The sequence below is a fragment of the Klebsiella sp. P1954 genome (assembly GCF_018199955.1).
GTDB classification, from domain to species: Bacteria; Pseudomonadota; Gammaproteobacteria; order Enterobacterales; family Enterobacteriaceae; genus Klebsiella; species Klebsiella pneumoniae.
Genome location: NZ_CP073373.1, coordinates 4,418,544 through 4,431,777 on the forward strand (window position 1 = coordinate 4,418,544; position 13,234 = coordinate 4,431,777).

A 13,234-nucleotide genomic window follows, 5' to 3' on the forward strand; every position below is an offset into this window, starting at 1 on the left:
CAATAGGGGAGCACAACTTCCCATCGGTAATGAAGTTATATAGAATCGACCATAATAATAAGAGAGGCTATTATGATTGAACATGAACTGGGGAACTGGAAAGACTTTATTGAAGGCATGCTTCGTAAATAAATTTCCGCAATGTGAGCAGGGGAATGACGCGAAGTAAATAAGCGCGCTAGGGTTCTGAACACATAAAGAAGGCGACCACCGTGGTCGCCTTTTCTGTTATTACGCCTCGCCGCCGAAGCTCGTCGGTTTATTGCGGACGCTCCTTTAGCGGAAAACGGCGACGCACCAGCACAAAGAACAGCGGCACGAAAAAGATCGCCAGCACGGTGGCGGAGATCATCCCGCCCATCACTCCGGTGCCGACCGCATGCTGGCTGCCGGAACCGGCGCCGGTGCTGGTCGCCATCGGCAGCACGCCGAAGATGAACGCCAGCGAGGTCATCAGGATGGGGCGCAGGCGCTGACGGCAAGCCGACAGCGTGGCGCTGAGCAGATCCTGGCCCTTCTCGTTGAGCTCATTGGCGAACTCGACGATCAGAATGGCGTTTTTCGCCGACAGGCCGATCACCGTCAACAGACCCACCTGGAAGTACACGTCATTCTCCAGACCGCGCATCCAGGTCGCCAGCAGGGCGCCAATCACCCCCAGCGGCACCACCAGCATCACCGAGAACGGCACCGACCAGCTCTCGTACAGCGCCGCCAGGCACAGGAACACCACCAGCAGAGAAATAGCATACAGGGCCGGCGCCTGAGCGCCAGAGAGGCGTTCCTGGTAGGACATGGCGGTCCATTCGAGGCCAAAGCCGGTGGGTAACTGCGCGGCCAGCTTCTCCATCATGTCCATCGCGGTACCGGTACTGATACCCGGCGCCGCCTCACCGACGATCTCGACCGCTGAGTAGCCATTGTAGCGCTCCAGCCGCGGCGAGCCGGTCTCCCAGCGCGAGGTGGCGAAGGCCGAGAATGGCACCATCGTGCCGCTGCTGTTGCGCACGTACCAAAGATTGATATCGTCAGGCAGCATCCGGTATTTCGCCGCCGCCTGGACGTAGACTTTCTTTACCCGGCCGCGATCCATAAAGTCGTTGACGTAGCTCGACCCCCACGCGGTTTGCAGCGTATCGTTGATGTCGTCAATGGAGACGCCCAGCGCCTGCGCTTTACGCTGATCGATATCGACCTGCAGCTGCGGACTGTCATCGAGCCCGTTATGCCGGACGCGGGTCAACAGCGGATTTTTCCCGGCCAGCTCAAGCAGCGTATCGCGCGCCGCCATCAGCGCATCGTGCCCCTTCCCGGCATGATCCTCCAGCTCCATATCGAAGCCTGCCGAACTGCCGAGGCCGCTGATCGCCGGCGGGCTGCTGGCGATAACCCGCGCTTCGTTAATCTGATTAAACGCTTTGGTGGCGCGTTCAATAATGGCAAAGGAGGTGCCGGTTTGCGGGTCGCGCTGGTCCCAGTCTTTGAGACGAACGAACATGCGGGCCACGTTCTGCCCATTGCCGCCGGGGCCGGAGCCAACGGTAGCGAACACCGACTCGACGTTCTGCTTCTCGTTATTGAGAAAGTAATCTTCCGCCTTCTGCACCACCTTCAGCGTCTGCTGCTGGGTGCTGCCGCTCGGCAACTGGACCGAGGTGGTGAACATCCCGCGATCCTCCAGCGGCAGGAACGAGGTCGGCAAATGCAGAAACAGGAACACCATCCCGCCGAGCAGGAGGACGTAGATCAGCATCCAGCGCAGCGAGCGGTGCAGGATTTTGCCGACGAAGGTTTCGTAGCGGCTGGCGCTGCGGTTGAAGGTGCGGTTGAACCAGCCGAAGAAGCCTGTTCTTTCATGGGATTCACCTGGCTTAACCGGCTTAAGCAGCGTGGCGCAAAGGGCAGGGGTGAGGATCATGGCCACCAGCACCGAGAGGACCATCGCCGCGACGATAGTGATTGAGAACTGGCGATAGATGGCGCCGGTGGTGCCGCCGAAGAAGGCCATCGGCACAAATACCGCCGACAGCACCATCGCGATCCCTACCAGCGCGCCCTGAATTTGTCCCATCGATTTGCGGGTCGCCTCGCGTGGCGACAGGCCCTCCTCGCTCATGATGTGCTCGACGTTCTCCACCACCACGATGGCGTCATCCACCAGCAGGCCGATCGCCAACACCATCGCGAACATCGTCAGGGTGTTAATGCTGTAACCACAGGCATACAGCACCGCGAAAGTGCCCATCAGCACCACCGGCACGGCGATGGTCGGGATCAGGGTGGCGCGGAAGTTCTGCAGGAACAGATACATCACGAGGAAGACCAGCAGGATTGCCTCCAGCAGGGTTTTCACCACGTCGGTGATGGAAGCCTTCACGAAGGAGGTGGTCTCGTAGGCGACCTTATATTCCAGACCGTGGGGGAAAAACTGCGCCAGCTCATTGAGGCGATTGATCACGCGCTCCGCGGTGGCCATTTCGTTGGCGCCGGAAGCCAGCTTGATCCCGAGGCCTGAGGCCGGCTGGCGGTTGTAGCGGCTAAGATAGTCGTACTTCTCCGCCCCCATCTCGACGGTGGCGACATCGCCCAGCGTCACCTCTGAACCATCCTGATTGACGCGCAGAGTGATATTGCGGAACTGCTCCGGGGTTTGCAGCAGAGATTGCGAGTTGATGGTGGCGTTCAGCGCTTGCTTATCGACCGAAGGCGTCCCGCCAAGCTGGCCGACGGCAATCTGGGCGTTCTGCGAACTGATGGCGTCGGTAACATCCTTGGTGGTCATCTGGTAGCTGTTGAGCTTCGCCGGGTCGAGCCAGATGCGCATTGAGTATTGCGAACCGTAGGCGTCGATATCCCCCACGCCGTTGACGCGGCTGAGCGGGTCCTGGATGTTACTGGCGACGTAGTCGGCGATATCTTGTTTATCCATACTGCCGTCAGTGGAGACGAAGGCGAGCGTCAGGATATTGGTATCACCGGTCTTGCGCACCGTCACCCCCTGGTTTTGCACCGCCTGCGGCAGCTTACGCATCGCCGACTGTAGCTGGTTCTGAACCTGCTGCACGGCTTCATCCGGGTCGGTACCGGCGGTAAAGCTGAGGGTGATCGTCGCCTGGCCGGTGGCGCTGCTCTGGGAGGACATATACATCAGGTTATCGAGGCCGGTCATATTCTGTTCGATAACCTGAGTGACGGTATTCTCCAGGGTTTGCGCGGAGGCGCCGGGATAGTTGGCGGTGATCCGCACATTCGGCGGGGCGAGGTCGGGATACTGTTCAACCGGCAGCGACAAAATGGCAAGGGCGCCCGTCAGGCATAACAGGATTGCCAGCACCCATGCAAAAATGGGGCGATCGATAAAGAAATTCGCCATCAGAATAAAAACCTCATATGCACATTTTCTTGTTATTGCACAGCCTGTGCCACTTTAGCGCCAGCCTCTCCGGCAATCGTGGAGAAATTAAGGAGATAGTGTAATTTATCATGTTGCTTTTGCCGTATCGTAAAGAAACCTCGAGCTTTCCTGCCAGCAGGTAGCGAGTCTGCTTCGTCACCGCAGACCGGCGCATTATCCCTTGCCGGTGTGAAACCTCATTTCATTTAAGTCAAAAAAATTGATCCAAAACGGATTCTCTCCAGAAAAAGTTTATCCTGGGCAATTGGACATTGTTCCGGCGTCATCTTGTCGGGTAATAAATAGGCATGCGCATTGAGGGGTTATTCACCAAGAAGACAAAAGGAAGCCATGAACCACTTTATTTTGAGCGATAGCCGAAAGTGCATCGGCTGCCAGGCCTGCGAAGTGGCCTGCGTGATGGCGCATAACGAGGAGCAACACGTGCTGACCCCGCAGCGCTTTTTGCCACGTATCACCGTGATCAAAGCGGAGGGCCAGCGTAACGCCATCACCTGCCGCCACTGCGAGGACGCCCCCTGCGTCCGCAGTTGTCCCAACGACGCCATCGCCCAGTCCGGCGACAGCGTTCAGGTCCGTCAGGAGAAATGCATTGGCTGTAAATCCTGCATGGTGGCCTGCCCGTTCGGGGTGATGCAGGTGGTGGTGACGCCGCAGGCCGCAGGCCTGGTGAAAGCCAGCGCGCACAAGTGCGATCTATGCCAGGGCCGCGAGGCGGGGCCGGCCTGTGTGGAAAACTGTCCCGCGCAGGCGCTGACCCTCGCCGACGATGAGACGTTGATCACCCTGGCGAAGCAGCGGCGACTGCGCTCGGCATGCCAGGAGGTACAGCCGTGGCAGCGCGCTACGCCGCTCTGCAGCCAGCCCAATGCTGGCGCGAAGGTCAGGCAAATGGCGATGACGCCCCCGCGCGGGGAGCCGGATAAGCTGGCGGCAGAGGTGCGTAAGAGCCACTTTGAGGAGATCTATCAGCCGTTCACCCCGCAGCAGGCGCAGCAGCAGGCCGCCCGCTGTCTCACGTGTGGGGAGCACAGTATTTGCGAATGGACCTGCCCGCTGCATAACCATATCCCGCAGTGGATCGAGCTGGTTAAAGCGGGGAATATCGCCGCCGCGGTCGCGCTTTCCCATCAGACCAACTGCCTGCCGGAGATCACCGGCCGCGTCTGTCCCCAGGACCGGCTGTGTGAAGGCGCCTGCACCCTGCGCGATGAAAGCGGGGCAATCACCATCGGCAATATTGAGCGCTATATTTCCGACCAGGCGCTGGCCAGCGGCTGGCGTCCGGACCTTTCGCAGGTTAAGCCGAGCGGCAAGCGGGTGGCGATTATCGGCGCCGGGCCGGCCGGGCTGGCCTGCGCCGATATGCTGGTGCGCCACGGCGTCCAGCCGGTGGTCTTCGACCGTCATCCGGAGATTGGCGGTCTGCTGACCTTCGGCATTCCGGCGTTCAAGCTGGATAAATCGCTATTGGCCCGGCGGCGGGCGATCTTCAGCGAGATGGGTATCCGCTTTGAGCTCAATTGCGAGGTGGGGAAAGATATCTCCATGGCGACACTGCTGGCCGATTATGACGCGGTGTTCGTCGGCGCCGGAACCTATCGCTCCATGAAGGCGGGGCTGCCGAACGAAGAGGCCCCCGGGGTCTACGATGCGCTGCCGTTCCTCATCGCCAACACCAAACAGGTGATGGGGCTGGCGGCATCGGCGCAAGAGCCTTATGTCAACACCGCCGGGCTGAACGTGGTGGTGCTGGGCGGCGGCGATACGGCGATGGACTGCGTGCGCACCGCGCTGCGCCACGGTGCCCGCCAGGTGACCTGCGCCTATCGGCGAGATGAAGCCAACATGCCGGGCTCGAAAAAAGAGGTCAAAAACGCCCGCGAAGAGGGGGCGCTCTTTGAGTTTAACGTCCAGCCGGTGACGCTTGAGCTGGACGAGAACGGGCGGGTTAACGGGGTACGCTTTTTGCGCACCGAGCTGGGCGCTCCGGACGCCGGGGGAAGATGCCGTCCGACGCCGATCCCCGGCAGCGAGTTTGTTATGCCGGCAGATGCGGTGATCATGGCCTTTGGCTTCCACCCGCACCGCATGCCCTGGCTGGAAGCGGCGGGGGTGGCGCTGGACAGTCAGGGGCGTATTAAAGCCGGAGTGGAGAGCCGTTACCGTTATCAGACCAGTCAGGAGAAGATCTTTGCCGGCGGCGATGCCGTGCGCGGCGCAGACCTTGTAGTGACGGCGATGGCGGAAGGCCGTCACGCGGCGCAGGGGATCCTGGACTATCTGGCGCGGAAAACGACGCCGCTTCACTGACGACAAACCCGGCTCCGCAGCGTAGTATGAGGGCGTCCTTTTACGCTGTGGGGTCGGTATGTCACTCAATATTCACGTCATTAAAGATAAAATCCTCTCTGAGAACTGGTTCGTACTACGCAACATGACCTATGAGCTGACGCGGGCGGACGGCAGCGTCGTGCGCCACAAGCGCGAGGTCTACGATCGCGGCAATGGCGCCACCGTACTGCTGTATAACCGCCATAAGCAGACGGTGGTCCTGGTGCGTCAGTTCCGTGTCGCCACCTGGGTCAATGGCAATCATGACGGCATGCTGATTGAAACCTGCGCCGGGCTGCTGGACAACGACGAGCCGGAAGCCTGCATTCGTAAAGAGGCGGTGGAAGAGACCGGCTACGAAGTGGGCGAGGTGAGAAAGCTGTTTGAGCTGTTTATGTCGCCAGGGGGCGTCACCGAGGTAGTGCATTTCTTTATCGCCGAGTACAGCGACGCGCAGCGAACCACCAGCGGCGGCGGGGTGGATGATGAAGCCATCGAGGTGCTGGAGCTGCCTTTTAGCCAGGCGCTGCAGATGGTCGCTGACGGGGAGATCCGCGACGGTAAGGCGGTCATTCTGCTGCAATATCTGCAAACCTCCGGCCTGATGTCGGGGAACTCTGACAAATCCGATTGAGTAACCCGCTGCCGTTGTCCAGGATAGGCGCCGTGGTCGGGTTTATCTGGGGTCGGGCGGTTCATGCTTTTTCGCGTCATCTTTTTCCTTTTTCTGGCGGTGCTGCCTTGCTCGCAGGCATGGTCGGCACCGACGCAGCAGCGCTTCAACGACTGGCTGGTCACCTGTAACAACCAAAATTTCTGCGTCACCCGTAACGTGGGGCTGCATCATGGCCTGGTGATGACCCTCAGCCGCAGCGCTGGGGCAGTCACTGACGCCAGTCTGCGTATCGAGCTGGGCGGCACCGGCAATCCAGTGGCGACGCTCGCGCCGATAGCGCCGCGCCTGCTGCTGGATGGTAAACCGCTGTCCCTGACCGACAAGCGCTGGCACATTGAAGATAAGCTCATTAAAACCGCCGACAGCGTGACGATCGATGCGTTTCTCCAGCAGGTTCAGGAGGGTAAAGCGCTCTCGCTGGCCAATGGCCTGCAGACCATCTCCCTGCAGGGGTTGAAAGCGGCTCTGTTTTTAATCGACGATCGGCAAAAGCGGGTAGGTAGCGAAACGGCCTGGGTCGGCAAAGGGGAAGAGCCGCCGCTCAGCGTACCGCCGGCGCCGGCGCTGCGCGCGGTGGCGAGCGCGGAAACGGCGCAGTCGCCGCTGGGGCGTGAGGAGCTCAACGATCTGATGGACTACGGTAATGAGCGGATGACCAACAGCCACTGCTCCCTCGATCCCTTCCGCCGTGAAATTCGCGTTACTGCGCTGACGGATGACAAAGTGCTGCTGATGACCAGCTGCGAATCCGGCGCCTACAACACCGTCTGGCTGGCCTGGCTGGTCTCCCGCCAGCGCCCCTATGTCGCCCGTCAGGTGCGGCTAACGTTGCCATTCCAGCCGCCGGGCGAGGCGCCGCGTGAGATTGAGCTGATCAACGCCAGCTATGATGACCGCCGCCATGAGCTGGTGACCCTGGATAAAGGCCGCGGGGCCGGCGATTGCGGGATCCAAACCCGCTGGCGTTTTGACGGCCAGCGGTTCAGCCTCTCCCGCTACGCGCAGCAGCCGACGTGCGACAACTGGCAGGGGCCAGATGCCTGGCCCACGCTGTGGATCACCCGTTAAGCACCTGTTCGGCGGTGGCGACGATATGGTCGACCGTAAAGCCAAAGAACGGGAACAACTGCTCTGCCGGGGCGGATTCGCCATAGCCGGTCATGCCGACGATCTTGCCTTTTAAGCCGACATATTTATACCAGTAGTCCGCTATCCCGGCTTCGACCGCCACCCGGGCGCTGACGTCCGACGGCAGCACGGATTCGCGCCAGGCCTCATCCTGGGCGTCAAACACATCAGTGGAAGGGAGCGAGACGACCCGCACATTTACCCCTTTGGCCAACAGTTTTTCCGCGGCCAGGACGGTGATCTCCACTTCCGAGCCGGTGGCGATGAGGATCAGGTCGGGCTTGCCGCCGGCATCCTTAAGCACGTAGCCACCCCGGGCGATATCCTGCACCTGTTCCGGGGTACGCGGCATCTGCGCCAGGTTTTGTCGCGACAGGATCAGCGCCGTCGGCCCGCCCTGTCGCGCGATAGCCGCCTGCCAGGCGACGGCGGTCTCCACTTGGTCGCAGGGGCGCCAGGTGCTGAAGTTGGGCGTCAGCCGCAGACTGGCCAGCTGTTCCACCGCCTGGTGCGTCGGCCCGTCTTCCCCAAGACCGATCGAGTCATGGGTATAGACCATGATCTGCCGGGCCTTCATCAGGGCTGCCATGCGCGCGGCGTTGCGGGCGTACTCCACAAACATCAGGAAGGTCGAGGTATAAGGAATAAAGCCCCCGTGCAGGGCAATGCCGTTGGCCACCGCGGTCATGCCAAACTCGCGCACCCCGTAGTGGATATAATTGCCCGCAGGATCTTCTTTAATCGATGTCGATCCAGACCAGATGGTCAGGTTACTCGGCGCAAGATCCGCAGAACCGCCCAGTAGTTCCGGGAGGTGCGGGCCGTAGGCGTTCAGCGCGTTTTGCGAAGCCTTGCGGCTGGCGATTTTCGCCGGCTCGGCCTGCAGTTTCGCCACGTAGTCGCGGGCGGTCGCGGCAAAGTCTTCCGGCAGGGCGCCATTCATACGTCGGGTTAGCTCAGCGGCCAGCTCCGGGAACTGCTGCTGGTAGGCGGCGAATTTCTCGTTCCAGGCGTGCTCCGCTTTTTCCCCGCGCGGACGCGCATCCCAGCCCGCGTAGATCTCTTTCGGGATCTCGAACGGAGGATATTTCCAGCCAAGCTGCTGGCGGGCCAGCGCTACCTCTTTTTCGCCAAGCGCCGCCCCGTGAGACTCCTCTGAGCCGGCTTTGTTGGGCGAACCGAAGCCGATGATGGTCCGGCAGATAATCAGTGACGGTTTATCTTTCACCGCCTGCGCTTCCGTTATCGCCTGTTTGATAGCCTGCGGATCGTGGCCGTCGATATCGCCTATGACGTGCCAGTGATAGGCGCGGAAGCGTTCCGCCGTATCATCGGAAAACCAGCCTTCGGTTTTGCCGTCGATGGAGATGCCGTTGTGATCGTAAAAACCGATCAGCTTGCCCAGTCCGAGCGTGCCGGCCAGCGAACAGGCCTCATGGGAGATCCCCTCCATCAAACAGCCATCGCCCATGAACACCCAGGTGTGATGGTCAATGATCTCATGGCCGGGGCGATTAAACTGCGCCGCCAGCGTCCGTTCGGCGATGGCCATCCCGACGGCGTTCGCCAGCCCCTGGCCCAGCGGGCCGGTGGTGGTTTCCACCCCAGGGGTATAGCCATGCTCCGGGTGGCCGGGCGTTTTAGAGTGCAGCTGACGGAACTGCTTCAGTTCAGACAGCGGCAGATCGTAGCCGGTCAGGTGCAGCAGACTATAGAGCAGCATCGACGCGTGGCCGTTGGACAAGATAAAGCGGTCGCGGTCCACCCAGTCAGGGTTCTGCGGATTGTGCTTGAGAAAATCGTTCCACAGCACTTCGGCAATATCAGCCATCCCCATCGGCGCACCGGGATGGCCGGAGTTGGCTTTCTGCACGGCGTCCATACTCAGGGCGCGGATGGCGTTGGCAAGCTCTCTTCGGGACATATTTTTCTCCGTGAGACTAAAGTGACAGTTTGGCGGCAAGCAGATCTTCCAGTTTGCGCTGATCGACGGCGAACAGGCGGATCCCCTCCGCTAGCTTTTCGACCGCCATCGGATCCTGATTATGTTCCCAGCGGAACTCCGCTTCACTGAGCGGCACCGGACGCGGCAGGATCTGGCTGGCAGGGATCAGTTTGCGCACCACCGGGGTATCGCTGGCCTGCAGCTCTTTTAATAAAGGCGGGGCGATGGTCAACCGGTCGCAACCGACCAGCGCCAGGATCTGCTCGGTGCGGCGGAAGCTGGCGCCCATCACGATGGTGTTGTATTTATGCTGTTTGAAATAGTCATAGATATTGCGCACCGATTTCACCCCCGGATCTTCCTCCACCACGTAAGGCTCCAGCGGTTTGCGCGCCTGATACCAGTCATAAATACGCCCAACGAACGGGGAGATGAGATAAACCCCGGCCTCGGCGCAGGCCCGGGCCTGGGCGAAGGAAAACAGCAGCGTCAGGTTGCAGTGGATCCCCTCTTTCTCCAGCACCTCCGCGGCGCGGATCCCCTCCCAGGTGGATGCCAGCTTGATCAGGATCCGCGACTTATCAATGCCCATCTCCTGATACAGCGCCACCAGGTGGCGAGCCTTCTCGATACTTTTCTCGCGGTTGAAGGAGAGCCGGGCGTCCACCTCGGTGGAGACCCGTCCCGGAATGCTTTTGAGGATCTCCGCGCCAAAATTGACCGCCAGCTTATCGCAGGCGTGAGCCACCTGCGCTTCGCGGCCGCCACCCTGTTTTTTGGCCCAGGCGATAGCGTCGTCGATGAGGCCGCTATAGGACGCCAGGCCGGCGGCCTTCAGCAGCAGAGAGGGGTTGGTGGTGGCGTCTTCCGGATGGTAGTGGCGGATGGATTCGATGTCTCCGCTGTCGGCGACCACCGTGGTGAACTGCTTGATGCTGTCTAACTGATTCATGGATAAGTCCTCCTGGAACAAGGTGTTACATGAGTGCTTGCCGGTATACGGTATAAACATTGATGAGGTACATAACCAAAAAGCATAGCAGACAGGGCTATTATTGGCGGCGAATCCGGGTAACATAACCGCTATAAATTGATAACAACAAAATCATAACGATGGCCAGAGTTTGGCGGTGTTCAAAGTTTATCGCCCCGCCAGGAGGGATACTGTCTGCCACTGAAAGGTGAACGACAGGATGGTCATCACGCTTTTCCCCTACGAACGATACGTGAAAGAAAGGAATAGAAAATGGATGAGCAGTTAAAACAGAGCGCCCTCGACTTCCACGAATTTCCGGTTCCCGGAAAAATCCAGGTCTCGCCGACCAAACCTCTCGCCACCCAGCGCGATCTGGCGCTGGCCTACTCGCCGGGCGTCGCAGCCCCCTGCCTGGAAATCGAAAAAGATCCGCTGGCCGCCTACAAATACACTGCCCGTGGCAACCTGGTGGCGGTCGTCTCCAACGGCACCGCGGTGCTGGGGCTCGGCAACATCGGCGCGCTGGCCGGTAAGCCGGTAATGGAGGGCAAAGGCGTCCTGTTTAAGAAATTTGCCGGTATCGATGTGTTTGATATCGAAGTCGATGAGCTGGATCCGGACAAATTCATTAACGTCGTCGCCGCCCTCGAACCAACCTTCGGCGGTATCAACCTGGAAGATATTAAAGCGCCGGAGTGTTTCTACATCGAGCAGCAGCTGCGCGAGCGGATGAATATCCCGGTCTTCCATGACGATCAGCACGGCACGGCGATCATCAGCACCGCGGCGATCCTCAACGGTCTGCGCGTCGTCGAGAAGAATCTGTCCGACGTGCGGATGGTGGTCTCCGGCGCGGGCGCGGCGGCGATCGCCTGTATGAATCTGCTGGTGGCGCTGGGGATGCAAAAGCACAACATCGTGGTCTGCGATTCGAAAGGCGTTATCTATAAAGACCGTGAGCCGAACATGGCGGAAACCAAAGCGGCCTATGCGGTGGAAGACGACGGCAAACGCACCCTCGATGACGTGATCGACGGCGCCGACATTTTCCTCGGCTGCTCCGGTCCGAAAGTGCTGACTCAGGAGATGGTGAAGAAGATGGCGCGGGCGCCGCTGATCCTCGCCCTGGCCAACCCGGAGCCGGAAATTCTGCCGCCGCTGGCGAAGCAGGTCCGCGATGACGCCATCATCTGTACCGGCCGCTCCGACTACCCTAACCAGGTCAACAACGTACTTTGCTTCCCGTTCATCTTCCGCGGCGCGCTGGACGTCGGCGCGACGGCGATCAACGAAGAGATGAAGCTGGCGGCGGTGCATGCGATTGCCGAGCTGGCCCATGCCGAGCAGAGCGAAGTGGTGGCCTCCGCCTACGGCGATCAGGATTTAAGCTTTGGTCCGGAGTACATCATTCCGAAACCGTTCGACCCGCGGCTGATCGTCAAGATCGCCCCCGCGGTGGCGAAGGCGGCGATGGATTCCGGTGTGGCGACGCGCCCGATCGCCGATTTTGACGCCTATATCGAGAAGCTGAGCGAGTTCGTCTATAAAACCAACCTGTTTATGAAGCCTATCTTCTCTCAGGCGCGCAAAGAGCCGAAGCGCGTGGTGCTGGCGGAAGGGGAGGAGACTCGGGTGCTGCACGCCACCCAGGAGCTGGTGTCTCTGGGACTGGCCAAACCGATTCTGGTGGGCCGCCCGAGCGTGATTGAAATGCGCATCCAGAAGCTGGGCCTGCAGATCAAGGCCGGCGTTGACTTTGAGATCGTCAATAATGAATCCGACCCGCGGTTTAAAGAGTACTGGAGCGAGTACTACCAGCTGATGAAGCGCCGCGGCATTACCCAGGAGCAGGCGCAGCGGGCGGTGATTAGCAACACCACGGTGATTGGCGCCATCATGGTTCATCGCGGTGAAGCGGATGCGATGATCTGCGGGACTATTGGCGAGTACCACGATCACTACCGCGTGGTGCAGCCGCTGTTTGGCTATCGCGACGGCGTCAGCACCGCCGGGGCGATGAATGCGCTGCTGCTGCCGAGCGGCAACACCTTTATCGCCGATACCTATGTCAATCACGATCCGTCGCCGGAAGAGCTGGCGGAGATCACCCTGATGGCGGCGGAAAGCGTGCGACGCTTTGGTATTGAACCGCGCGTGGCGTTGCTGTCGCACTCCAACTTTGGCTCTGCCGACTGTCCGTCAGCCAGTAAAATGCGTAAAACCCTGGAGCTGGTGAAGGCGCGCGCCCCGGAGCTGATGATCGATGGCGAAATGCATGGCGACGCCGCGCTGGTGGAAAGCATCCGCAACGATCGCATGCCGGACAGCCCGCTGAAGGGGGCGGCCAATATTCTGGTGATGCCGAATATGGAAGCCGCCCGGATCAGCTATAACCTGCTGCGCGTCTCCAGTTCGGAAGGGGTGACCGTCGGGCCGGTGCTGATGGGGGTGGCGAAGCCGGTGCATATTCTGACGCCGATCGCCTCCGTACGCCGGATCGTTAATATGGTGGCGCTGGCGGTTGTTGAAGCGCAAACCGAACCGCTGTAATTTTCTATTTCCCCCGCTAACGCGCGGATCCGTTTCCGCGCGCAATATCAGGCAGGCCGGTGAGTAAAAAACGCTGAGCCTGCCTTTTTAATTCCACCGCAATATTATTTTCTCTCCTGAGTGATCCACTTCACCTTTTAACCCCACTTGCCGAAATTTGTTATTTGCCGCGCTGAAATGTCGTCACCATGAGGACAGATTTCAGGGGGG

General features: G+C 60.1%; 8 protein-coding genes. 5 read left to right on the forward strand and 3 right to left on the reverse strand.

Features of this window, described 5'->3' with window-relative positions; translation table 11 throughout:
- Positions 1–72: 72 nt before the first annotated feature.
- A complete protein-coding gene (gene ypfM, locus KB890_RS21340) occupies positions 73–132 on the forward strand; it encodes a protein YpfM (RefSeq protein WP_100181659.1) in 60 nt (19 codons plus the stop codon).
- Positions 133–259: 127 nt separating this feature from the next.
- Here ypfM and acrD read toward each other — a convergent pair whose 3' ends face one another.
- Positions 260–3,373 carry a multidrug efflux RND transporter permease AcrD gene (acrD, locus tag KB890_RS21345; RefSeq protein WP_004180857.1) on the reverse strand — a complete coding sequence of 1,038 codons (3,114 nt, stop codon included), beginning with the start codon at positions 3,371–3,373 and terminating at the stop codon, positions 260–262.
- A gap of 372 nt (positions 3,374–3,745) precedes the next feature.
- Between acrD and aegA the strand changes: the two genes are divergently transcribed.
- The 3 genes from aegA (at position 3,746) to KB890_RS21360 (ending at position 7,493) form a co-directional block, all read left to right on the forward strand.
- Positions 3,746–5,728: a formate-dependent uric acid utilization protein AegA gene (gene aegA / locus KB890_RS21350; RefSeq protein WP_004180855.1), complete on the forward strand. Its 1,983-nt coding sequence runs from the start codon at positions 3,746–3,748 to the stop codon at positions 5,726–5,728.
- A 58-nt stretch (positions 5,729–5,786) separates the two neighbouring features.
- Positions 5,787–6,383, forward strand: coding sequence for a GDP-mannose pyrophosphatase NudK (nudK, locus tag KB890_RS21355; protein WP_002913754.1), 597 nt, complete (start codon positions 5,787–5,789; stop codon positions 6,381–6,383).
- Positions 6,384–6,446: 63 nt separating this feature from the next.
- On the forward strand, positions 6,447–7,493 hold the full coding sequence (locus KB890_RS21360) for a DUF1176 domain-containing protein (RefSeq protein ID WP_004180852.1): 1,047 nt from the start codon (positions 6,447–6,449) through the stop codon (positions 7,491–7,493).
- Here the strand turns inward: KB890_RS21360 and tkt are convergent.
- Together tkt and tal are read right to left on the reverse strand one after the other, a co-directional pair.
- Positions 7,483–9,477, reverse strand: a complete 1,995-nt coding sequence (gene tkt, locus KB890_RS21365; protein WP_004149269.1) for a transketolase — start codon at positions 9,475–9,477, stop codon at positions 7,483–7,485. The two genes, KB890_RS21360 and tkt, sit on opposite strands and share 11 nt — an antisense overlap.
- 16 nt (positions 9,478–9,493) lie before the next feature.
- Positions 9,494–10,450, reverse strand: coding sequence for a transaldolase (gene tal, locus KB890_RS21370; RefSeq protein WP_004174884.1), 957 nt, complete (start codon positions 10,448–10,450; stop codon positions 9,494–9,496).
- A gap of 294 nt (positions 10,451–10,744) precedes the next feature.
- Here tal and maeB point away from each other — a divergent pair, with 294 nt between their 5' ends.
- Entirely contained in the window at positions 10,745–13,024 is a 2,280-nt protein-coding gene (gene maeB, locus KB890_RS21375; RefSeq protein WP_002913731.1) for an NADP-dependent oxaloacetate-decarboxylating malate dehydrogenase, read from the forward strand.
- Positions 13,025–13,234: the final 210 nt, after the last annotated feature.